The following is a 24264-nucleotide window of genomic DNA, read 5'->3' on the forward strand; positions in this document are numbered from 1 at the left end:
GCTGCCGGGTAACCCGAAATACCGCGCCCGCTCTACAAAAACATCCCGGCCTGAGCCGGGATGTAAGGGCGACGTCATACAGGGCATGAAGGCCATGCCCGTGTAGCGCGTTATTTCAGTTTGTAGATCCCCGCCTGCCACGGTTGCAGATTAAGCACCGTCGCATTAGCTTCAGGTTTTGCCTTTTCACCGCTTTCCAGCAGCGTTTCGCCTATCGCCAGATGATCCGGCAGCGTGTAGTCGATCGCTTTTTCCTTGAAGTTGATCCCCATCAGGTAGCGTTCGCCCTTCAAGCTGCGGGTATAGGCGAAAACGTCGGGGTTTTGCGCGTCCAGATCGGCATATTTACCGTAAACCAGCGCCGGGATGCGGTGACGCAGGGCGATCAGTTCACGATAGTAGTTGTAGACGGAATTCGGATTGGACACTTCGCTCGCCGCATTGATCTCTTTGTAGGTCGGGTTGACCGTGTACCAAGGCGTACCGGTGGTGAAGCCCGCATTTTTTTCAGCGTTCCACTGCAGCGGCGTTCTGCTCTGCTCGCGCGAGGTGATGCGAATGTTGTTCAGGAAGTCGTCCTCCTTCACTTTGCCGCTGAGCACCAGGTTTTTATAGAACGCTTTGGTTTGAATATCGTTGTAGTCGTCGATGGACTTGAACGGCGCATTGACCATCCCCAGTTCGTCGCCCTGGTAGATGAACGGCGTGGCGTGCTGCGTCAGCAGCAGCGTGCCCAGCGCTTTCGCGGAGCGTTCACGCCATTCCGGGCGGTCGTCGCCGAGGGTGGAGACCACGCGCGGGTTATCGTGATTGCCGAGGAAGAACGNAAGCCAGCCATATTCGCCGCCGGATTCGTTCGCGTGTTGCACCACCTCTTTCAACTGCGGCAGCACCCAGCCTTTGTAATGCCACTTTTCGCCCGGATAGCGGTAGAACAGCACCGACTCGAAGGTAAAGGCCATGTCCATTTCATGACGACGCTGGTCGACATAATCTTTCAGCGACTCTTGCGGCACACCGAAGGCTTCAGCGGCAAACGCCATATCCTTGTGATGTGACATCACGTGCTGATTCATATCGTTGATATAGCGGTGCACGTCTGGACCGGTGCCATAAGTGGCCGCGGCGTGTCCCAATTGCTGCTGATTCAGATCCGGGAATCCCGGCTGCTTGGAGATGGTATTGATGGAGTCGAATCGCAGGCCGGATACCCCTTTAGACAGCCAGAACTCCATGATGTCGTAGAGCGCGGCTCTGACTTTCGGGTTTCCCCAATCGAGATCCGGCTGATGTACGCTGAAGTAGTGAAGATAGTATTGATCGGTCTTGGCATCTTTCTCCCACGCCGGACCGCTGAAGATGGACGGATAGTTGTTAGGCTCGCCGCCGTTTTTGCCATCACGCCAAAAGTAGTAGCTGCGGTAAGGGTTATCGGTAGACTCTTTGCTTTTCAGAAACCACGGGTGTTGATCACTCGTGTGGTTAAACACGATGTCGATCATCAGACGCATATTGCGTTTTTTCATTTCAGAGACGAGCCGATTGAAATCTTCCATTGTGCCGAAGTCTTTCATGACCTTTTTATAATCACGCACATCGTATCCGCTGTCCTGATTTGGGGAATCGTAGTGCGGCGTGATCCAGATGGCGTCGATGCCCAGATTATGTAAATAATCCAGCTTCTCAATTAAGCCGTTCAAATCACCAATACCATCTCCGTTACCATCCTTGAAGGAGCGGAGATAAACCTCATAGAAGACGGCCTGCTTCCACCAGGTCGGGTAGTCGTCAGAACGCTGAATAACGGCGCCATGAGGAGAAGCGGCTTCCCCAGGCTCCGCCTGAACCTGAGGGACATTCCCGCACAGGGCAATACCTAGACTTATCGCAATCAGCGATGCCAATCTCAGTTTATTCATATCCTTTTTTTCCTTGTTTGAAACAATAAGAAAAATACAGTTTTTATTTCTGATGTTATGGCGAAGGCATGTAAATACAGCGAGGTCGAGAATAGCACCATGAAAATAAGCACACATCACTTTAATATTGAATTAATACCTTAAAACCCTATACCCATGAATTAGTAAAAACACAAAGAATACCTAAAAAAACATTACTGGAAGAGTAATAGCCTCTTTTTTATATTCACCATTAAAAATCATTGAGCTTATTATGATTGGATAATAAAACGTCTCTTCGCGTGATTATTGAGAATTCACATTTGGCGGAGGGGGACAAAAACCAATAAAAATCAACAAATAGAACCACCACTCCCGTTTTGAAAGCGTCGACACTGAGAGAACCTGACCTCATCACGGCAACTTCATCACCACCATTGGATAACGCCCAAAATTATTTCATCCTCGATTTTCACAAATTCATATCGATAACGAGATGTTTTATTTTTCAAATAACATTGTAATATCACCGACAAAAAGCGCATTCCGTTAATCTTATTTATTCGCCATCAGCGCCTCAAAGCGAATAACGCGTTGAAAAGCCATTCATTTCGTTACACTTATTTACCGATAATTCACACCACCATATTTAAACAAAAAAACTTATTCCTCACTTCCAATAAGTTAATGACCTGAGCGACGTCAGAAAGAAATGAATATAAAGAAACACGGCGGGTGGAACTGCCTGAATAAACGGCTTCATGAGGGACAACTGCGTCAATGCGTCCATACGTTTCGCCNCGCGGCACAGCCCGGCTCGACGTGAGCGAAAGGCTGTGCCCGTGGCGAAGACGCGTTCAGTACTCCTGTATCAACAAATCAGTTCAACTGGTAGATGCCAGACTGCCAGGGCTGGAGAGTAAGCGAAGACGCATTATGCGCCGGGGCGGCTTTCGCGCCGCTTTCGATGAGCGCTTTATCAATCGTGAGCGCCTGCGGCAACGAGTAATTGACCACCTTTTCTTTGAAGTTGATCACGACCAGATATTTAGCGTCTTGGGTGGTCCGGGTGTAGGCATAGATGTCCTCACTCTTCGGCGCCAGATCGGTGTATTTACCGTAAGTGAGCGCAGGCGTTCGATGGCGCAGCGCGATCAGCTGTCGGTAGTAGTGGTAAATGGAATCATCATGTGCGACCTCATTCGCGGCGTTGATCACTTTGTAGTTTGGATTCACGTTGATCCACGGCGTACCCGTGGTGAAGCCGCCATTTTTCTGCGCATCCCATTGGAACGGCGTGCGAGCATTATCTCGGGTCGTTTTTTTAGCGTTTTCCAAGAACCAGGTGGCCTTGACCTTGCCGGTCTCCACCACGTCTTGCCAGGAGCCCTTGGTTTCGAGGTCATCAAACTCCGAGATAGATTTGAAGGGATAGTTGGTCATGCCCAGCTCTTCCCCTTGATAGATGAAGGGCGTCGCACGCTGCGTCATCTGAAGCGTCGCCAACGCCCGAGCGGACAGGCTTCGCCACTCCTCGCGATCGTCGCCGAAAGCCGAAACCGCGCGTGGATTATCATGATTTCCTAGGAAGAACGCGTTCCAGCCATAATCTCCCACGACATCATTCATCTTCTGCACCACCTGTTTGAACTCGCTCAGCGTCCAGTCGCGGTAGTGCCATTTTTCAGTCATGTGGCGATACAGCAGGATCAGATCGAATGTGAAGACCATATCCAGCTCTTCCCGACGCTGATCGACGTACAGAGGAACCTGTTTGAACGGTACGCCGAAGACTTCACCCGCCGTCACGATGTTGGGGTACTGAGACAAGACCTGAGTGTAGATCTCATGGATGTACTTATGCAGGTTCGGCCCCTGCGTGTAGGTTACTGCATAGTTGGTGAGTTCCTCAGGCGTCAGATCGGGAAAACCGGGGAACTTGGAGTAGGTGCCGACCGTGTCGAAGCGTAGACCGGAGACCCCTTTGTCGAGCCAGAAACGGACGATATCATAGAGATCGTGCCGGACTTTCGGGTTGTCCCAGTTCAGGTCCGGCTGATGTTTGCTGAAGTAATGGAGATAATATTGACCGGTCTTGGCATCTTTTTCCCAGGCTGAACCGCCAAAGAACGAGTGATAGTTGTTTGGCGGCCCCCCATTCTTGCCTTCCTGCCAGAAATAAAAGTCTCGATAAGGATTACTTTTTGACGACCGACTTTCCTTGAACCACTCATTTTGATCGCTGGTGTGGTTAATCACCACGTCAATCATCAAACGCATGTCGCGNTTTTTCATTTCAGCCATCAAACGGTTAAAATCGTCCATCGTTCCATATTCACTCATGATTTTTCTATAATCACGAATGTCATAACCGCTATCGGTATTCGGCGAATCATAATGTGGCGTCATCCAAATAGCATTGATACCCAATCCTTTTAGATAGTCCAGTTTCTCAATAATACCTGGGATATCCCCAATACCATCTCCATTCGTGTCCTTAAAGGAACGTGGATATATCTGATAGAAAATAGCTTCCTTCCACCATGAAGGATAATCATTGGATTGCTGTATTGAAGCTGGTGCTGGAGCACTCTCGGCTTTCGCTGGCTCAACGCCGTTTGAAATAATAATACTCAGGCTCATAGCCATAAGCGATGTTAGTTTCAACATGGTCATATCCTTTTCCTCTAATATCCAATGAGTTACTTCCATACATAATACTTATATTTCCTCGCTTAAATTAAAAGCAAGACCGAGAGTAGCATTATGAAAATATGCATACATCACTTTATTTATTAATAAATACCCACCAAGTAATTTCTATTTAAGTTTTTAAATTTGCATTCAATAAAATTTGAAACTTTTAGTGTTATCCATAATTTATTTTTATTTTCAGGTAAATTTAATTGAGTGCATTTAATTTATTTTTCGCACTTCGAGTGCATAATTCCTTTATATTCAATTCAGTACTTTTTTTCGTTTTGATATATCGGCCTGGGTATCGATATTGCAGACACGCAACAGGTCAGGTCGCACAAAACAGCGAGGAGGATGACAAAGATGGGGGATATATCTCCGCCATAGCACGACGGAGTGGGGATATTGGGCGAAATGCGGTTACTGGCGGCAGAGGGGGCATTCACAACGCAGAACGCATTCCCGCACGCCGAAAATCACCTATTTGTTCGTTCTTTCCAAAGAGGCGTCGCCGCTCAATCCCATCACAACGGACAAGCCGCGAGTCGACAGTGGGCGTCAACACGGATTGGAAGACCGGAGGTAACATCGCGCCTCTCGCAAAACGCTGAATCCGCTGCTCATGAGGTCCGCTTTTTGATGATGACCTCACGTGTGGAGGTGTGGCGCTGAGCAAAATAATGCCTTGTATTCGGTAAAGGACGCGGAATATATCCGTTGTATCGAAGGGATATTATCCATCGCGGAAAGATAACGACATTTACTGTTCGCTGAGTTCCGGTAACGTCCCGTGCGAAAAACCACCCATACGCTGTTGTTATTTTAGCAAAACTAGGCTAACACCTTCAGCGACCGGCCTTTTTTTTCACCGAAAGCTGCTTGCCAATACCCTATTTATTCATGCCGATCTAAATATTGCAAAACCACAAAATCAGGGAAGTGAAAACATATTTCGATTAATCAACACAGAAACGACCAAAAACAACACAAGACAATGATTTTAATGCATTTTATATTTGTTTAATATTATTAATGGTTTTCGAATTTAGATATTTAGCCCTGTAAATTTGAGGTATAGAAACACGTAAAAAAACCGAAAATAAGAAGGGAGAGAAATTACTCAATCCGGCTTTAGGGGTTGTCTCAAATGATTATTATGGTAGGGTGTACGGCTGTTTTATAGTTAACAGGGCAGATCTATAGCGCATAACATCAAAGCAATATCGTCACTATAGGAACTAACCAATTTCATGGCAATTAAACTTGAAGTAAAAAATCTCTACAAAATATTCGGCGAACATCCTGACCGTGCATTCAAGCTGATGGACAAGGGCTTAAATAAAGATCAGGTGTTTGAAAAGACCGGACTTACGGTCGGTGTGGAAAACGCCAATCTGGCCATTGAAGAAGGCGAGATATTTGTCATCATGGGATTATCCGGCTCGGGAAAATCCACGCTAGTACGCCTTCTCAATCGTCTGATAGAACCCACGCGCGGTCAGGTGCTGATCGACGGCGAGGATATCGCCCGAATCTCAGATAGCGCCCTGCGCGAAGTTCGCCGCAAAAAAATCAGTATGGTGTTTCAGTCATTCGCGCTGATGCCCCATCTGAACATCCTGGACAACACCGCATTCGGTATGGATCTGGCGGGCATCCCCAGAGCGGAACGAGAGCAGAAAGCGCGCGACGCCCTGCAACAGGTTGGGCTGGAAGCCTACGCGGCATCCTACCCTGACGAGCTGTCCGGCGGGATGCGTCAGCGCGTGGGCCTGGCTCGCGCACTGGCGAACGACCCAGACATCCTTCTGATGGATGAAGCGTTTTCGGCGCTCGACCCCCTTATTCGTACTGAAATGCAAGATGAGCTGGTCAAGCTGCAATCTCGTCAACAGCGTACCATTGTGTTCATTTCCCATGACCTCGACGAGGCCATGCGTATCGGCGACCGTATCGCTATCATGCGCAGCGGCGAAGTCATTCAGGTCGGAACGCCGGATGAGATTCTGAACAACCCGGCCAACGACTATGTGCGCACCTTCTTCCGCGGCGTCGACATCAGTCAGGTGTTCAGCGCCAAAGATATCGCGCGCCGCCGTCCGGTCGCCATCATCCGCAAAACAGCCGGCGTGGGCCCGCGTTCCGCGCTGGCTATTTTGCAGGAAGAGGACCGAGAGTTCGGCTATGTGCTGGAACGAGGCCAGAAATTCATCGGTATCGTATCGATTGAATCACTGAAAGCGGCCCACAAGGCGCAACTGCCGCTAGACCAAGCGTTACTGTCCGAACCATCTCCGGTTCCCGCCGACATGCCGCTCAACGAGCTGATTTCCCTCGTGGCGCAGGCTCCCTGCGCTATACCTGTCGTCGGCGAAAACAACGAGTACATGGGCATCATCTCCAAAGGGATGCTGCTGCAGGCACTGGATAAAGAGGGCTCTCTGAATGACTGATGCGACTAACCCGTGGGAGTCAACCACGACCGCTGAACAAGCCGCCCAGCAACCGACCGCCGCGCCGCAGGCCGATCCCTGGAGCGCAGCTCCCGCCCCGACCGATGGCGGCGGAGCTGATGCCTGGGGCAACGCCGCTCCNCCCGCCGGCGGCACCGATGTTCCCGCCGGGAGCACCGACTGGCTGAGCAGCGCGCCAGCGCCGGAACCCGAGCATTTTAGCCTGCTCGATCCGTTCAAACATACGCTAATCCCGCTGGATAGCTGGGTGACCCGCGGCATCGACTGGCTAGTCATGCNCTTCCGCCCAGTATTCCAAGGCGTGCGCGNGCCGGTCGATATTATCCTGAATGCCTTTCAGCAACTGCTGATGGGAATGCCGGCACCGGTGGCCATCATCGTGTTCTCCCTGCTGGCCTGGCAGGTCTCCAGCTTCGGCATGGGGATGGCGGCGTTTATCTCCTTAATCGTGATCGGCGCTATCGGCGCATGGTCTCAGGCGATGGTCACGCTGTCTCTGGTGCTGACCGCCTTGTTCTTCTGTGTCCTCATCGGCCTCCCCATGGGAATTTGGCTGGCGCGCAGCGAGCGGGCTGCAAAGATTATCCGCCCCCTGCTGGATGCTATGCAAACGACGCCTGCGTTCGTCTACCTGGTGCCGATCGTTATGCTGTTCGGGATCGGCAACGTGCCGGGCGTAGTGGTGACCATTATCTTTGCGCTGCCGCCAATGGTCCGTCTGACCATACTGGGCATACGTCAGGTCCCTGACGACCTGCTGGAAGCCGCAGAGTCCTTCGGTGCCAGCCCGCGTCAGCTGCTGTTCAAAGTTCAGCTGCCGCTGGCGATGCCGACCATTATGGCCGGGGTCAACCAAACGCTGATGCTGGCTCTGTCGATGGTGGTCATCGCCTCTATGATCGCCGTCGGTGGTCTGGGACAAATGGTGCTGCGCGGCATCGGCCGGCTCGATATGGGACAGGCTGCGATCGGTGGGGTCGGGATCGTCATTCTGGCCATCATTCTTGACCGACTGACTCAGTCTCTGGGCCGCGACAAACGCAGCCGTAACAATCAGCGCTGGTTCAACAGCGGTCCTATCGGTCTACTGGCCCGTCCTTTCATCAAGTCCTGACTCTCGTNACCGGCTCCGGCCGGTCACATCAAGATAAATCATCATAATGACAGGGGAAGCAACGTGTCCCCGATATCAACAAGAGGAATTGTTATGCGTAAAACAGGCATAATTTCGTTTGCCCTGACCGCCGTACTTAGTACCTCTCTCGCGGCTGCCGAACTTCCGGGCAAAGGCATTACCGTACAGCCGATTCAGAGTACGCTGACGGAAGAAACGTTCCAGACGGAGCTGGTGAACAAAGCGTTGGAAAAACTGGGCTACACCGTACAACCGACACGTGAAGTGGACTACAACGTCGCTTATACCTCTATCGCAGCCGGCGACGCGACCTTCATGGCGGTCAACTGGGATCCGCTGCAGAACGACCAGTATAAATCCGCAGGCGGCGACGCTAAATTCTTTCGTCAAGGCATCTACATCTCGGGTGCGGCACAGGGTTACCTGATCGATAAGAAAACAGCGGAACAATACAAGATCACCAACATCGCCCAGTTGAAAGATCCTAAAATCGCCAAGTTGTTTGATACCAACGATGACGGCAAAGCCGATCTGACCGGTTGTAACCCGGGTTGGGGCTGCGAAGCGGCCATCAACAACCATATGAAAGCCTACGGCCTGACCCCGACGGTGGAGCATAATCAGGGTAACTACGCGGCGATGATCGCCGATACCATTACTCGTTTCCACGAAGGCAAGCCGATCCTGTACTACACCTGGACGCCATACTGGGTCAGCAACGTCCTGGTGCCAGGACGCGATGTCGTCTGGCTGCAGGTTCCTTTCTCTTCCCAGCCTGGGGATATGAAAGGCGTCAGCACCAAGCTGCCTAACGGCGCCGACTATGGTTTCCCGGNGAACAACGTTCGTATCGCCGCCAACAAGGCATGGGCAGAGAAAAACCCGGCGGCAGCCAAACTGTTCTCCAGCATGTGGCTGCCGGTTGCCGATGTGAATGCGCAGAACCAGCGCATGCATGCAGGCGAGTCGTCTGAAGACGCGATCGAACGTCACGTTGACGGCTGGATTAAGGCCCACCAGCAGCAGTTTGACGCATGGGTCAACAGCGCGCGCGACGCGGCTAAGTAAATCGTTATTTGGAGCGCCTGGCCATCAGGCGCTCTTTCCTCCGCCATACGCCTACCCGCTTTTTCGCGACGACGCCCCATCCTTTTGACTGGCCCCTCTTATCTTGCTTTCCCTTGACGTCACAGTGACGACGATAATTCAGTCTGGAATTATGACGCATTGAATTGACTCAAAAGGTGGTATCAATGAGGGATCTGTCCGATACTATTTATCTGTAGCCTTAACAGATAGTTAACCCTGCCATGAATACCGCCATACCACGCCCCCAAACGTTAAGCCCGGCGCTCACCCTTTTAATGTCGGCCGCAACCGGCCTGATGGTCGCCAGCAATTACTACGCACAACCCCTGCTGGACGCCATCGCCAATGCGTTCATGCTCTCTCCCAATCAGGCGGGCTTTATCGTCACCACAGCCCAGCTCAGCTATGCCGTGGGCCTGCTCTTGCTGGTCCCACTGGGAGATATGCTGGAGCGCCGAGGACTGATTGTGGTCATGAGCCTGCTGTCCGCCGCCGGCATGCTGATCACCGCGTCGTCATCGTCGCTGTGGATGATGATATTCGGCACCGCATTGACCGGGATGTTCTCCGTCGCCGCACAGGTACTGGTGCCGCTGGCCGCGACGCTGGCCTCGCCGGAAACCCGCGGTAAAGTGCTAGGCACCGTCATGAGCGGTCTGCTGCTGGGAATATTGCTGGCGCGAACGCTGGCGGGCGCGCTGGCGTCGCTGGGCGGATGGCGGCTGGTTTTCTGGGTCGCGAGCGTTCTGATGATCGTCCTGTCCCTGCTGCTGTGGCGGGCGCTGCCGCGTTACAAACAAGACAATCAGCTAAACTATCCGCAGCTTCTGGCATCGATTTTCCATCTGATGATGACGTACAAGCCGCTGCGTATACGTTCCATTTTGGGTGGGCTGACGTTCGCGAACTTCAGCATCCTGTGGACCTCCATGGCGTTTCTGCTCTCCTCACCGCCCTATCGTTACTCCGAGGGGGTTATCGGCCTGTTTGGGTTAGCCGGCGCGGCAGGCGCGCTGGCGGCCACGCGTGCTGGACGCCTGGCGGACCGCGGCCATGCTAAAACGGTCACGACCGCCGGCCTTATCGTACTAGCGCTGTCGTGGCTGCCTATCGCGGCTGGCATGCATTCGATCCTGCTGCTGCTGCTGGGGATTCTGGCGCTGGATCTCACGGTTCAGGGCGTTCATGTCACGAATCAGAGTATTATTTATCGCGATATGCCTGAAGCCCGCAACCGTATCACTTCGGGATATATGACCGCCTATTTCATCGGCGGGGCGCTAGGCTCGATGGTCTCCGCCATGATGTTTCAGTACTTTGGCTGGCTGGGCGTTTCCATTGCGGGTTTTCTAATCAGCCTCTCGGCCCTGGTCGTTTGGTGGTGCAATAGAAACGACGTTTCCTAATTCCAAGCCCCCTCTTTCGAATCATTTGACCCGAAAGAGGATTTCCTCAAATCTCTTCTTCCGGAAATTTTGTTTTTTTTATCAAAACAAAACAGGGAGAAATAAAATAAAACACATAAAAATCAACAAAATATTAAGTTATGTGCTTTCATGCCTCAGTTTTTTTCCTCTTTTAGTACTTTCCGTCATTTACCTAAGTAATAACCTGCGTTACTATACAGAAAGTGATTAATGAGGTTGACATAAATGGAAAGTTCGTTTGCACCAATTGAAAGTATGCTGCGCATGCGCGCAACTCGTCATCCAGACTTCCCTTATAAGGAAGTGACGATGCTCCGTCTGTTTCTACATTTACAGACAAAAATACTTGAACACCGTAACCGAATGCTGAAGGAGCAGAACATCAATGAGACGCTGTTCATGGCATTGCTGACGCTTGAATCTCAAGAGTCTTACAGCATTCAGCCTTCTGAGCTCAGCGCCGCGCTCGGTTCATCACGCACCAACGCCACGCGTATTGCGGATGAACTCGAAAAACGCGGCTGGATTGAGCGCAGAGAGAGTGAAAGCGACCGGCGGTGTCTGCATTTGTTTATGACAGAAAAAGGGAAGGCTTTTTTGAATGAGCTACTTCCTCCGCAACATTACAGCCTGCATCGGCTATGCTCTGTCTTGGATGACGAAGAACAGCTCGAGTTGGAAACACTGATGCGTAAGCTATTAGGCCGCCTTGACGAAATTGAGAAAGACATGACGTCATAGCGTTTCACCATCATCAGTCAGCTCCATGCCGCACCACACTGACGTTTACCGACACCAGGCGGACATTGTTGTGACTTGCACACCCCTATGTGCCAGGAATGACGGGTTGTTCTCAGTGTGGCTCCGGCACGAGCTGTCTGTTTATCGCAGCCAGAGCGTTAGCGACACCATCCTTACATCGCCGTATGGCAATTACCCATTCAATAATGAGAAGTACATTAGGGGAAACCATGAGCTCCACTGTGGAAACATCTGCACCGCAACCTGCCAAAAAAAACAAAACCCGTAGGAAACGCATCTTAACGCTATTAACTATTTTCTTTTTATTCCTAGGCTGCCTGTGGCTCGCCTATTGGTTCCTGGTTTTACGTCATCATCAGGAGACCGATGATGCTTACGTTGCGGGTAATCAGATCCAGATTATGTCGCAGGTCGCCGGCAGTGTGACCAGCGTCAATGTCGACAGCACGGACTTCGTCAGGAAAGGCGATGTACTGGTCGAACTCGACCCGACCGATGCCCAACAGGCTTACGAGCGCGCGCAAACCGCGCTGGCGAATAGCGTGCGTCAGGTTCATCAGTTAATTATCAATGGTCGTCAGTATCAGGCGAATATCGCACTCCAGCAGACGGCGCTAAACCAGGCGGTTAGCGATCTGAACCGCCGAGAAGCTCTGGGCAAAGTCAATGCCATCGGACGCGAAGACGTGCAGCACGCACGCGATGCCGTTGCCAGCGCTCAGGCGTCGCTCGACGCCGCTAAACAGCAATTCGCCGCCAATCAGGCGCTCATTCTCAACACGCCTCTGGAAAAGCAGCCGGCGATACAGCAGAGTGCCGCCGACTTACGTGACGCCTGGCTGGCCTTGCAGCGTACGCACATCGTAAGCCCGGTAGACGGTTATGTGTCGCGCCGCAGCGTGCAAGTCGGCGCCCGTATTGCTTCGACATCGGCTCTGATGGTGGTCGTGCCCGCGAAAGGCCTGTGGGTAGACGCCAATTTCAAGGAAACGCAGCTGGCCAATATGCGTATCGGTCAGCCTGCCACCATCGTCAGCGATCTGTACGGAGACGATGTGGTGTATAAAGGCAAGGTCGTCGGTCTTGATATGGGAACCGGCAGCGCTTTTTCCCTCCTACCCGCTCAGAATGCCACCGGCAACTGGATTAAAGTCGTCCAGCGCCTTCCCGTTCGCATTGAGCTCGATCCGCAAGAATTGGCGGATCATCCCCTGCGCATCGGTCTGTCAATGCTGGTCAATGTCGATACCGCCAAAGCGGACGGCAAGGTTTTATCTGACATACCGCGTAGCGAACCCGCCTACCAAAGCAATGCGCTGGAACTGGACATGGCGCCGGTCAATCAGCTCATCGACGAGATTATCCATGCTAACGCAGGCTGATTATGGGGGATAAACACGTGCAGAAGAAACCGCTAGAGGGAATACAGCTGGCTTTGTTGACCATCGCGCTCGCGCTGGCCACCTTCATGCAGGTACTGGACTCCACCATCGCCAATGTGGCGATCCCGACGATTGCCGGCAATCTGGGTTCATCCAACTCTCAGGGCACCTGGGTGATCACCTCTTTCGGGGTAGCGAACGCCATTTCCATTCCAATTACCGGCTGGCTGGCGAAACGCTTTGGAGAAGTGCGCCTTTTCGTCTGGGCTACGGGACTGTTTGCACTTATGTCCTGGCTGTGCGGGATCTCCAACAGTCTTGAAATGTTGATCTTCTTCCGCGTCCTGCAAGGGCTGGTCGCGGGCCCTATCATCCCGCTTTCGCAAAGCCTTCTGTTGAACAACTATCCTCCAGCGAAACGCAGTATCGCACTGTCGCTATGGTCGATGACCGTCGTCGTCGCACCGATTTTCGGTCCGATACTCGGCGGCTGGATCAGCGACAACTATCATTGGGGATGGATTTTCTTCATCAACATTCCGCTGGGCGCTCTGGTGGTCCTGCTGACATTGCAGCTGCTGCGCGGACGTGAGACTGCGGTTACGATCAGGCCAATCGATACCATCGGACTTGTATTGCTGGTCTTGGGAGTGGGTTGCCTGCAAATGATGCTCGACCGCGGGAAGGAGTTGGACTGGTTTAACTCGACAGAGATCATCACGCTTTGCGTCGTCGCGGTGATAGCACTCGTGTTCCTGGTCGTATGGGAGCTGACGGACGATAATCCGGTAGTCGACCTATCCTTATTCAAATCCCGCAACTTCACCATTGGCTGCCTGTGCACCAGCCTGGCGTTTATGTTCTATTTCGGCGCCATCGTTCTTATGCCGCAGCTGTTGCAGGAAGTCTATGGTTACACCGCCACCTGGGCAGGATTGGCATCAGCCCCCGTAGGACTGATGCCAGTGCTGCTTTCGCCTATTATTGGGCGCTTCGCGCCGCGCCTGGACATGCGCTATCTGGTCAGCTTCAGTTTTGTGATGTACGCCGTCTGCTTCTATTGGCGGACCTATACCTTCGAACCCTCAATGGACTTCGCCGCCTCTGCGTGGCCGCAGTTCGTGCAGGGATTTGCCGTCGCATGCTTCTTCATGCCTCTGACGACGATTACTCTTTCGGGACTCGGACCAGAGAGGCTGGCTGCGGCATCCAGTTTGTTCAACTTCTCGCGTACCCTTGCTGGCTCCATAGGCACATCGCTGACAACCACGCTTTGGGAACGACGCGAAGCGCTGCATCACGCACAGTTGACGGAATCTATCTCACCTTATAACCCTATTGCACAGCAGTTCTATCAGCAAATGGAGGCCTTGGGGCTTACCCAGCAGCAAGTATCTTCTTATCTCGCCCAGCAGATCACCGGGCAAGGGCTGATCATTGCTGCAAATGAAATTTTTTGGGCGGCGGCGGCAATATTTATAGCGCTGATTGTTTTGGTGTGGTTCGCTCGACCGCCCTTTGCCAGTTCTGGAAGCGGAGGCGGCGCCCACTAAATCACCGCGACGTCTTATCACCGTGCCGTCCTCTTTGAGGACGGCTTTTTTGTCTATGGACGAAGGGGATACGGTTCTAGGCTCTCCATCAGGTTTTACTGAACGCTTTCACCCTCAATTCTGACGTCACGCCATCATTCAGATGTCCTTCACCTACGGCATTTTCTTCTTTATAACAACTTCGCGCCTTCGTGGCTTAAAACTTCAAAATGCGCAAAAACGAAACACCATCAGAACAAAACCACAATAAAACGCATTTTTAAACCAACAATTGAAATAATAAACCACAAAATTGCCACATTAAAACAATAACCCCGAATTAGTTAAAATTATCAAATCACCATTGAATGCTATAAATATACTGTATATAGTATCAGCACTGTACAGATGTACAGTTAAATAAATCACTTTCATAGGAGATACATTCATGGCCATTCGTAAAGAGCTGAAAGCCACCCCCGCTTACAAACCGACAATCTGGACTCGTGCCGATGCGTTGAAAGTCACGTTTGACGATCCCACAACGACTCAGCCTGTGGTCAGTGCCGACTTTAAAACCATGAGCGAAGACGTATTCATCTGGGATACCATGCCGCTGCGTGATATTAACGGTCACACTGTGTCAGTCGATGGTTGGTCAGTCATTTTCACCCTTACCGCGGATCGTCAGGAAGACAACCCGGATTACCTGGATGAAAACGGCAACTACAACATTACTCTAGACTGGAATGACCGTCATGGTCGTGCAAAGATCTGCTACTGGTTCTCTCGCAATAGCAAAGATTGGACCTTCGGTGGCCGCATGATGGCTGAAGGCGTTTCACCTACCACTCGCGAATGGGCCGGCTCGCCCATCCTGCTGAATGAACAAGGCGATATCGCATTCTACTACACTGCGGTAACCCCTGGTTCGACCGTCTCCAAAGTACGTGGCCGCGTTGTGACGACGTCTACCGGTGTAGAAATGGTCGGTTTCAACAAAGTGTTCAGCCTGTTCGACGCCGATGGCGCGATTTACCAGACTGAAGAACAAAACCAGTACTGGGCCTTCCGTGATCCATGGCCGTTCCGTGACCCGAAAAACGGCAAGCTGTACATGCTGTTCGAAGGTAACGTTGCGGGTGTACGAGGTTCTCATGTCGTCGGTGATGACGAACTGGGCGATGTACCGCCAGGTTACGAAGAAGTGGGTGGCGCACGCTACCAGACCGGTTGTATCGGTATTGCTGTTGCGCTGGATGAAGATGGCGATCAATGGGAACTGTTACCGCCGCTGGTTACTGCTGTTGGCGTCAACGATCAAACTGAACGTCCTCACTTCGTATTCCAGGACGACAAGTACTACCTGATGACGATCAGCCACACGTATACCTATGCTGATGGTTTGACCGGTCCGGATGGTGTTTACGGTTTTGTGGGCAACGAGCTGTTCGGCCAATATCAGCCGATGAACAGTTCTGGTCTGGTGTTAGGTAACCCGTCCAGCCAGCCTTACCAGACATACTCGCACTATGTCATGCCTAACGGCCTGGTAACGTCCTTCATCGATAGCATTCCTACTGACGTTGAAACAACAGGTATGGAGTACCGTATCGGTGGGACTGAAGCGCCGACCGTGAAGATCAAATTCGTTGGTTCTCGTAGCTTTGTGGTTGAAGAACTGGATTACGGCTACATTCCGCCGGAACTGGATGTGAAAACGCTGTAAAGAATGACCCACTCATGTGGGCCATACTCAGCACTTCAATGTTGACCGGCACCTAGCCATGCCCGGCGAGGGTGCCAAATGAAGAAGGCCAGTCAGCTGACACTGACTGGCCTTTACTATATCACGCTTAAAAACCGGATGTCACCGGTCAGCCTTGATTCTGGCGCCACCATTCTGCCAGCAGAATACCGGTCGCTACGGAAATATTCAGGCTTTCGACCTTTCCAGTCCCGTCGATAGAAACTTTCATGCCGCCTTTTTCCCAGGCTCCGTCAGTCAAACCATCGCCCTCTTCACCTAAAACGATGACCGATTTCGCAGGTAATTTAGCGCCAGAAAGCGGTGTCCCTTTATGACTGGACGTGGTCACGATGGTGTAGCCGGCACGTCGAAACTCATCCAACGCATCGGTCAACAGGTCGGTACTGATGGCTTTTACGTGTTCCGCGCCACCTTCTGCCGTACGCACTGCCGCGCCGGATTCCAGTATCGCTGCGTCACGGACTAGAACGCCACGCACGCCGAAATGCGCGCAGCTACGGATGATCCCACCAAGGTTATGCGGGTTACCCACTTCTTCCAACGCCAAAACACAGTCTTTCTCGCCAGCTTCACTCAGGTAATCTTTTACCTCGGTGCCACGGCGCTTCTTGATCAGGAAGCAGACACCGCCATGATGATCGGTACCGGACGCTTTGGTCAGCTCTTCATCATCGACAACGTGGTATGCCTTACGGTTTGCCGCCATCCAACGCAGCGCATCGCGAAAACGCGGAGTGACTTCTTGCAGAAACCAGGCTCGTACGATCGATTCGGGACGGCTCTTGAAGAGAGCCTGACAGGCGTTTTCACCATATACGCGAGTTTCTTCAGCTCGCTGACGGCGCAGCTGCGCAGGATCTAACTGACTTTTACCGACAATACCGCCATGGTCGGGAACGGCATCTGGGCTACGTGAAACCGTTTTCCAGGGCGAGTCGTAATCACCTGTCGTTTCTCGACGAGCGGGGCGCTCTTCCTGACGCTTCTCTCCACGCCACTTAGAACCCTCGTCACGACCGCCGCCATCCCGCGACGCGGGGCCGCGTTTATCGCGCGGTTTTTTATCGCGATTGTCGCTGCTATTATTGCGTCGCGAGTCCGACGGACGTGAATTCTTATCCTTTTTATCGTCCTCATCGTTACTGCGGACGTACATAACGCGGACCTTGCCGCCTTTCCCACTGAATGAATCGCTCATCTTTTTCTCCACCTACGCGCTCGCCGCGAAGAGTACCTTATGTCCCCTCGCTTAGCTACCGACCGGCACATAAAAGTCAGGAACTATTGTAGCCATTGAGTAAACCACGTTGTTCCTTAAGGTTCCGGTCACGATACTTAAGTCACACTCACAATCGCCGCTTGCTGGTCTTCAGTTGCACTCGCGGCGGTGTCCTTCAACATCTCACTGACCCATGTTAGTCCTTTGATTATTGAGGCCTTGTTATGAATACGGTTTGTGCATCATGCCACACTACCAACCGCCTAGCGGAAACGCGCATTGAAGATAACGCCACCTGCGGACGCTGCGGGGAGACGCTATTCAAAGGAGAAGTGATTAACGCCACGACAAAAACCCTCGATAAAATACTTCAAGACGATCTTCCCGTCGTCATTGATTTTTGGGCGCCATGGTGTGGTCCGTGCGTTAATTTCGCGCCCGTTTATAGCAGCGTAGCAGAAGAAAACGGCGGCAAAATTCGCTTTGTGAAAGTGAATACAGAAGCCGAACCCGAACTGAGCGAGCGTTTTCGTATTCGCACCATCCCGACGATTATGATTTTCAAGAATGGGCAGATGGTTGATATGCTCAATGGCGCCATGCCGAAAGCGCCTTTCGAAAGCTGGCTGGAAGAGTCACTCTGACGCCGCTTGCAGGACAATTTCACTATGCGGGGCTTCTGGTCCCGCCGTGGCTCGATTAGAATGGCGTCTTTTTGCGGGGCACTATGACACAAAACGCCGTCCTTCAATTGCGCGAACAGCGCTTAGCGCTCGCCNCTCGCCCGTTTAACGCTCGAGGAAGTCGCGTTGTTCGGTGTCAACGATGCCTGCTTCCCACCATTCGTTGCTTGTGTCACACCATCGTTCCACAGCAAGCACGAAGCCGCTTTTGCCTGATCATGTTCGATACGGAACCCATGAAACCCAGCAATACGGGTCGCCTCATCGCGGATATTCTGCCGAACACATTAGCTTTTCAATGGTCACGCACAATGCCCAATCCAGCGCTTTTAGCGGCTATTCAATCATCGCACTATCAACCTTATGTGGTTTTTCTGGCCGAAGAAGAAAAAAAGGAACGAAAGGTGTTTCACCAGTTGCCTGATACGGGTAAAACTCCACTTTTTATTATGCTGGATGGCACTTGGCCAGAAGCCCGCAAGATGTTCCGTAAAAGCCCCTACCTGGATAGCCTGCCCATTTTGTCGCTTAGTATTGAGGCCTTATCTCGCTATCAATTGCGTGAAGCGAGTTTAGCGGGTCAGCAGTGTACTGCCGAGATCGCCGTGGCGCTCTTGGAGCAGGCTGGGGATAACGTGGCGGCGCAAACATTGAATCATCACTTTGAACACTTCAGAAAAAGTTACCTCGCGGGAAAACCTCACCATCCAGCAGACAGAAGCGAAAACACACGTTAATCCCCTCACTTTGGATATACACGTCACATGTTTTTGCATCGGAATAGGCTGATTTTTCACGTGTTCAGTGGTTAAGGCAACAGACGTGAACTTATTCACGGGCGAGGCAGAACGGCATCCGTTTTAAGCCAATATGTCTTAGACAGTATGGCGGGGGAAAGACATTATATGAACCGAATAGCCTTTTGAGTACCATGTCGAATCGAGTCATCGTTAAGGTCAAGAGTCCTGACTAAAAGACAAAACCTGCTCACAACAGCGGGAAAGTGATGTTATTATTGCCCGATTCGGCCATATTTAACGTTCACCATGACCAGCCCGGTCATACCATGATAAGAGAAGAATCGCACTGTGATGTTGTCAAAACTAAAGCGAACTAAATACCAACAACACCTTGCACAACTGCCCAAAATTCCTCAGTCAGCCGACGCCGTGCAAACACTCCATCGCCCAGAGGAATTCCGTCGCACGCTTGTCGAACGGATTCTCCAGGCAGAACAACGCATCTATATCGTATCTCTGTATCTAGAGCACGATGACGGCGGTGAGACGATTTTATCCGCACTTTACCAAGCGAAACGCCAGCGCCCTGAGTTGGATATTCGCGTATTAGTGGACTGGCACCGCGCACAGCGCGGTCGTATTGGCGCTGCGGCAGCGAATACCAATGCAGACTGGTATCACGCAATGAAGGAGCGTTGTGAAGGTATCGAGTTTCCCGTTTATGGGGTTCCGGTTAATACACGCGAAGCCCTGGGCGTACTCCATCTGAAAGGCTTTATTATCGATGATGTCGTCTTGTACAGCGGCGCCAGCCTGAATGACGTCTATTTACAGCAACACGATAAATACCGTTATGACCGATATCAGCTGATTGATAATAAGACGCTGGCAGATTCGATGGCGGGTTACATACAGAGGCTACTGGCGGCATCGGCGATACAGCGTCTTGATATGAAAGACAGACCTAAGACCGCTGAAATCAAAAATGCGATTCGTCGATTCCGTCAGATGCTACGCACCCTCAATTATCGCCTACCAAACGTACCAAGTAATAATAATCAGCTAGCCATAACGCCGTTGGTGGGATTAGGGAAACAGAGTCCATTAAATAAAACCATTCATCATTTGATGTGCTGTACTGAACAACATTTGGTGATGTGCACACCTTATTTTAATCTACCTGCACCGCTGGTCAGAAACGTTGTCAGCCTACTGCGTAATGGAAAAAAGATCGAAATTATTATTGGCGATAAGACAGCTAATGATTTTTATATCCCGGAAACAGAGCCATTCAAAATTATAGGCGCGCTTCCCTACCTGTATGAAATCAACCTCCGCCGTTTCCTCAGTCGATTGCAAAAATATATCGACAATGGGCAATTAGTCGTACGTCTATGGAAAGATGGCGATAATAGTTTCCACTTAAAAGGACTGTGGGTAGACAATAAATGGCAGCTATTGACCGGCAATAATCTTAATCCTCGCGCCTGGCGACTGGATCTCGAGAATGCTATTTTGATCCACGATCCTCAAAAACAGTTGTTGGAACAGCGAATTAAAGAACTGACTTGTATTCGTGAAAACACACATATTTTGAGCAGCTATCAGCAGCTGGAAAGTATCGCACAATATCCGGTCAAAGTTCGCAAGCTCATTCGCCGTGTACGCAGGGNGAGAATAGATAAGCTCATTAGCCGTATTCTGTGATGTCTTTTATGAAATATTCGATGACAGCCGATGAGCGATCAATTTTATTCATCTCTCTCACTGATCTGATTAAGTACTTTACTTTTAGCCGTTGCGCCAAAGTTTCCAAGCGGAGTAATGTGAATGTATTAACTCGGCTAACAAACTTTGACGCAACCCATTAATTAATCCTGTTTTCAGGAAACGTCTGCTTTATTATTTCGCAGCTAGCTACCTTATAAATAGAGAGTATTCAGCTACAGCGCCCCAAATATAGGTATGCCTGTCACCTAAAATCGACAAGGATATCGCTCGCAGATCTATCTACCTTGAATAGGAGTAGGTAAGTCCCGCGCCCGAAAGACGCAGGACACAGGGCCTATATGTTCGTTTATAGGCCTTATGACGCATTTGGCTCGCGCTGCGTTAAAGTGTCTTGCCTTGCCCTTTGCGATGCAGTCCCAGAGAGACCAGGAATGAGATCGCGCCCATGGCCGAAACATACCAGAAAAAGGCGTTTTCCGATCCCAATGATTTCAGTGAAAGCGCCACATATTCAGCGGAACCTCCAAACAGTGCGTTAGCTACCGCATAGGACAACCCTACGCCCATTGCTCTGACTTCTGGAGGAAACATTTCTGCCTTCAAAATCCCGCTGATTGCCGTATAAAAACTGACGATAATCAGCGAAAGAAGAACTAACACAAAGGCAATTATCGGGTTGGTCACGCTCTGCAGAAGGGTCAGAATAGGCACCGTCAACAACGCCATTAATGCACCAAAGCACAGCATGGAGTTGCGACGTCCAATCTTGTCGGACAAATGTCCGAACAGAGGCTGCAACAGCATGAATACAAAAAGCGCCACCGTCATCAGACCGCTCGCCAGTTCAGGTGCCATACCAGAAGTATTGACGAGATACTTCTGCATGTAGGTGGTAAATGTATAGAACCCCAGAGACCCGCCCGCCGTAAATCCCAAGACCATCAAGAACGCTTTGCGATTATTCCATAGTCCACGCAAAGAGCCTGCGTCCTTATGTGAGCGCGACGCTTTATCCGAGGTTTCATTAAGCGAGCGGCGTAAAAATAAGGCAACAACAGCCAGAATTGCACCAATGAAGAATGGAATACGCCATCCCCAAGCATACAAGCTCTCAGAAGGCATTGTGTGTTGCAATATGACAACCACTAACAGGGCCAGTAGCTGACCGCCGATCAACGTGACGTATTGGAACGACGCGAAAAACCCCTTCCGTCCTTCAATTGCAACTTCGCTCATATAGGTGGCGCTAGTGCCATATTCCCCGCCAACAGACAATCCCTGAAAGAGACGAGCAAACAGGAGCAGTATAGGTGCCCAGGTGCCGATAGTGTCATAACCGGGCAGACAGGCGATAACCAAAGACCCGAAGCACATCATGCAGACGGAGATAAGCATTGACGTTTTGCGTCCGTACTTGTCGGCTATGAATCCAAACAACCATCCCCCGATTGGACGCATCAGGAAGCCCGCAGCGAATACACCCGCGGTATGTAGAAGCTGTGTAGTCGGATTTTCAGAAGGGAAAAAGATGTGAGCAAAATATAAAGAGCAGAACGAATATACGTAGAAATCAAACCACTCTACCAAGTTTCCCGATGATGCTCCCACAATTGCCTTGATCCTCTGTCGAGAATCATTTTCTCCGGGCGTTAATGTTTTTAAATTTATATTTCCCGTCATACGTTTTTTTCTCTCCTGTTCGTAGGACATAACTATCCAACATATATACAGTAAAACAGGATCCTGTTTGCAGGCAAAGAATAATGTATACACTTAATGATTTATCGTTAATTACGATGGTCAAATAAGTTAAAATTATGGGTGATTTGAGGNATTCAGATACGAAAAAGCCTCTGGTATTATCCAGAGGCTTTCCGTTTATTTGATGCCTGGCAGTTCCCTACTCTCGCATGGGGAGACCCCACACTACCATCGGCGCTACGGCGTTTCACTGCTGAGTTCGGCATGGGGTCAGGTGGGACCACCGCGCTATCGCCGCCAGGCAAATTCTGTTTCATTCCAGCCGTTACACTCTCTTCCCGTGCAACCACCAGAACCAATCTTTGAACAAGCTGAATCTCGTCTCTCTAAAAACNCCTTCGGTGTTGTAAGGTTAAGCCTCTCGGGTCATTAGTACTGGTTAGCTCAACGTATCGCTACGCTTACACATCCAGCCTATCTACGTCGTCGTCTTCAACGGCCCTTCAGGGGACTTAAAGTCCCAGGGAAGACTCATCTTGGGGCAAGTTTCCCGCTTAGATGCTTTCAGCGGTTATCTCTTCCGCACTTAGCTACCGGGCAATGCCATTGGCATGACAACCCGAACACCAGTGGTGCGTTCACTCCGGTCCTCTCGTACTAGGAGCAACCCCCCTCAATCTTCCAACGCCCACGGCAGATAGGGACCGAACTGTCTCACGACGTTCTAAACCCAGCTCGCGTACCACTTTAAACGGCGAACAGCCGTACCCTTGGGACCTNCTTCAGCCCCAGGATGTGATGAGCCGACATCGAGGTGCCAAACACCGCCGTCGATATGAACTCTTGGGCGGTATCAGCCTGTTATCCCCGGAGTACCTTTTATCCGTTGAGCGATGGCCCTTCCATTCAGAACCACCGGATCACTAAGACCTGCTTTCGCACCTGCTCGAGCCGTCACTCTCGCAGTCAAGCTAGCTTATGCCTTTGCACTAACCTCCTGATGTCCGACCAGGATTAGCTAACCTTCGTGCTCCTCCGTTACTCTTTGGGAGGAGACCGCCCCAGTCAAACTACCCACCAGACACTGTCCGCAACCCCGGTCAGGGGCCCACGTTAGAACATCAAACATTAAAGGGTGGTATTTCAAGGTTGGCTCCATGCAGACTGGCGTCCACACTTCAAAGCCTCCCACCTATCCTACACATCAAGGCTCAAGGTTCAGTGTCAAGCTATAGTAAAGGTTCACGGGGTCTTTCCGTCTTGCCGCGGGTACACTGCATCTTCACAGCGAGTTCAATTTCACTGAGTCTCGGGTGGAGACAGCCTGGCCATCATTACGCCATTCGTGCAGGTCGGAACTTACCCGACAAGGAATTTCGCTACCTTAGGACCGTTATAGTTACGGCCGCCGTTTACCGGGGCTTCGATCAAGAGCTTCGCCTTGCGGCTGACCCCATCAATTAACCTTCCGGCACCGGGCAGGCGTCACACCGTATACGTCCACTTTCGTGTTTGCACAGTGCTGTGTTTTTATTAAACAGTTGCAGCCAGCTGGTATCTGCGACTGGTATCAGCTCCGGGAGCAAGTCCCTTCACCAACGCCAGCGTGCCTTCTCCCGAAGTTACGGCACCATTTTGCCTAGTTCCTTCACCCGAGTTCTCTCAAGCGCCTTGGTATTCTCTACCTGACCACCTGTGTCGGTTTGGGGTACGATTTCGTGTTACCTGGAGCTTAGAGGCTTTTCCTGGAAGCTTGGCATCGGTCACTTCATCACCGTAGTGACTCGTCATCACGCCTCAGTGTTAATGATGTTCCGGATTTACCAAAAACATCCACCTNCACGCTTAAACCGGGACAACCGTCNCCCGGATAACCTAGCCTTCTCCGTCCCCCCTTCGCAGTANCACCAAGTACAGGAATATTAACCTGTTTCCCATCGACTACGCCTTTCGGCCTCGCCTTAGGGGTCGNCTCNCCCTGCCCCGATTAACGTTGGACAGGAACCCTTGGTCTTCCGGCGTG

The 24264-nt window shown here is 51.2% G+C and carries 15 protein-coding genes and 2 rRNA genes; 11 read left to right on the plus strand and 6 right to left on the minus strand.

Annotated elements, in window-relative coordinates:
- Positions 1–110: 110 nt before the first annotated feature.
- Together RZ35_RS10575 and RZ35_RS10580 are read right to left on the minus strand one after the other, a co-directional pair.
- On the minus strand, positions 111–1919 hold the full coding sequence (locus RZ35_RS10575) for a glycoside hydrolase family 13 protein (protein ID WP_026743274.1): 1809 nt from the start codon (positions 1917–1919) through the stop codon (positions 111–113).
- 858 nt (positions 1920–2777) lie between these two features.
- Positions 2778–4574: a glycoside hydrolase family 13 protein gene (locus tag RZ35_RS10580; protein ID WP_026743275.1), complete on the minus strand. Its 1797-nt coding sequence runs from the start codon at positions 4572–4574 to the stop codon at positions 2778–2780.
- Positions 4575–5845: 1271 nt separating this feature from the next.
- Here RZ35_RS10580 and proV point away from each other — a divergent pair.
- From proV to RZ35_RS10620, 8 genes are all read left to right on the plus strand, one after another.
- Positions 5846–7048: a glycine betaine/L-proline ABC transporter ATP-binding protein ProV gene (gene proV, locus RZ35_RS10585; protein WP_026743276.1), complete on the plus strand. Its 1203-nt coding sequence runs from the start codon at positions 5846–5848 to the stop codon at positions 7046–7048.
- Positions 7041–8183 (plus strand): glycine betaine/L-proline ABC transporter permease ProW, encoded by a 1143-nt coding sequence (gene proW, locus RZ35_RS10590; protein ID WP_026743277.1) that lies wholly within the window; start codon positions 7041–7043, stop codon positions 8181–8183. Before proV ends, proW begins: the two co-directional genes overlap by 8 nt.
- Positions 8184–8276: 93 nt before the next feature.
- Complete coding sequence (gene proX, locus RZ35_RS10595) at positions 8277–9272, plus strand: glycine betaine/L-proline ABC transporter substrate-binding protein ProX (RefSeq protein WP_026743278.1); 996 nt, start codon at positions 8277–8279, stop codon at positions 9270–9272.
- A 242-nt stretch (positions 9273–9514) separates the two neighbouring features.
- Positions 9515–10699 (plus strand): MFS transporter, encoded by a 1185-nt coding sequence (locus RZ35_RS10600; RefSeq protein ID WP_026743279.1) that lies wholly within the window; start codon positions 9515–9517, stop codon positions 10697–10699.
- 246 nt (positions 10700–10945) lie between these two features.
- The gene (gene mprA, locus RZ35_RS10605) at positions 10946–11461 is read left to right on the plus strand and encodes a transcriptional repressor MprA (protein WP_026743280.1); all 516 of its coding nucleotides are present in this window, start codon (positions 10946–10948) and stop codon (positions 11459–11461) included.
- A 230-nt stretch (positions 11462–11691) separates the two neighbouring features.
- The gene (emrA, locus tag RZ35_RS10610; protein WP_026743281.1) at positions 11692–12864 is read left to right on the plus strand and encodes a multidrug efflux MFS transporter periplasmic adaptor subunit EmrA; all 1173 of its coding nucleotides are present in this window, start codon (positions 11692–11694) and stop codon (positions 12862–12864) included.
- 17 nt (positions 12865–12881) lie between these two features.
- Complete coding sequence (emrB, locus tag RZ35_RS10615) at positions 12882–14417, plus strand: multidrug efflux MFS transporter permease subunit EmrB (protein WP_026743282.1); 1536 nt, start codon at positions 12882–12884, stop codon at positions 14415–14417.
- 427 nt (positions 14418–14844) lie between these two features.
- The gene (locus tag RZ35_RS10620; protein ID WP_051625551.1) at positions 14845–16125 is read left to right on the plus strand and encodes a glycoside hydrolase family 68 protein; all 1281 of its coding nucleotides are present in this window, start codon (positions 14845–14847) and stop codon (positions 16123–16125) included.
- 148 nt (positions 16126–16273) lie between these two features.
- On the opposite strand, the gene RZ35_RS10625 is transcribed toward RZ35_RS10620, so the two are convergent.
- On the minus strand, positions 16274–17365 hold the full coding sequence (locus tag RZ35_RS10625; protein ID WP_026743284.1) for a tRNA/rRNA methyltransferase: 1092 nt from the start codon (positions 17363–17365) through the stop codon (positions 16274–16276).
- Between the two features lie 245 nt (positions 17366–17610).
- Between RZ35_RS10625 and trxC the strand changes: the two genes are divergently transcribed.
- The 3 genes from trxC to pssA all read left to right on the plus strand — a co-directional run bounded on the left by trxC (position 17611) and on the right by pssA (position 20516).
- Complete coding sequence (gene trxC / locus RZ35_RS10630; protein ID WP_026743285.1) at positions 17611–18030, plus strand: thioredoxin TrxC; 420 nt, start codon at positions 17611–17613, stop codon at positions 18028–18030.
- 83 nt (positions 18031–18113) lie between these two features.
- Positions 18114–18806 carry a tRNA-uridine aminocarboxypropyltransferase gene (locus tag RZ35_RS10635; protein ID WP_026743286.1) on the plus strand — a complete coding sequence of 231 codons (693 nt, stop codon included), beginning with the start codon at positions 18114–18116 and terminating at the stop codon, positions 18804–18806.
- A gap of 354 nt (positions 18807–19160) precedes the next feature.
- Positions 19161–20516, plus strand: coding sequence for a CDP-diacylglycerol--serine O-phosphatidyltransferase (pssA, locus tag RZ35_RS10640; protein ID WP_026743287.1), 1356 nt, complete (start codon positions 19161–19163; stop codon positions 20514–20516).
- 405 nt (positions 20517–20921) lie between these two features.
- Here pssA and RZ35_RS10645 read toward each other — a convergent pair whose 3' ends face one another.
- From RZ35_RS10645 to RZ35_RS10655, 3 genes are all read right to left on the minus strand, one after another.
- Positions 20922–22220 (minus strand): MFS family transporter, encoded by a 1299-nt coding sequence (locus RZ35_RS10645; protein ID WP_051625553.1) that lies wholly within the window; start codon positions 22218–22220, stop codon positions 20922–20924.
- A gap of 207 nt (positions 22221–22427) precedes the next feature.
- Positions 22428–22543: ribosomal RNA gene (gene rrf, locus RZ35_RS10650) — 5S ribosomal RNA — on the minus strand.
- 106 nt (positions 22544–22649) lie between these two features.
- Positions 22650–24264 (minus strand): 23S ribosomal RNA (locus RZ35_RS10655); the annotation flags it as partial.

The organism is Lonsdalea quercina subsp. quercina, from assembly GCF_000688655.1.
In the GTDB taxonomy this organism is placed as follows: Bacteria; Pseudomonadota; Gammaproteobacteria; order Enterobacterales; family Enterobacteriaceae; genus Lonsdalea; species Lonsdalea quercina.

Bases quoted from the DNA above. Each gene is read 5' to 3' on its own strand.
- proV (WP_026743276.1), top strand. From the start codon at position 5,846: ATGGCAATTAAACTTGAAGTAAAAAATCTCTACAAAATATTCGGCGAA.
- RZ35_RS10600 (WP_026743279.1), top strand. From the start codon at position 9,515: ATGAATACCGCCATACCACGCCCCCAAACGTTAAGCCCGGCGCTCACC.
- mprA (WP_026743280.1), top strand. From the start codon at position 10,946: ATGGAAAGTTCGTTTGCACCAATTGAAAGTATGCTGCGCATGCGCGCA.
- emrA (WP_026743281.1), top strand. From the start codon at position 11,692: ATGAGCTCCACTGTGGAAACATCTGCACCGCAACCTGCCAAAAAAAAC.
- RZ35_RS10620 (WP_051625551.1), top strand. From the start codon at position 14,845: ATGGCCATTCGTAAAGAGCTGAAAGCCACCCCCGCTTACAAACCGACA.
- RZ35_RS10625 (WP_026743284.1), bottom strand. From the start codon at position 17,365: ATGAGCGATTCATTCAGTGGGAAAGGCGGCAAGGTCCGCGTTATGTAC.
- trxC (WP_026743285.1), top strand. From the start codon at position 17,611: ATGAATACGGTTTGTGCATCATGCCACACTACCAACCGCCTAGCGGAA.
- RZ35_RS10645 (WP_051625553.1), bottom strand. From the start codon at position 22,220: ATGACGGGAAATATAAATTTAAAAACATTAACGCCCGGAGAAAATGAT.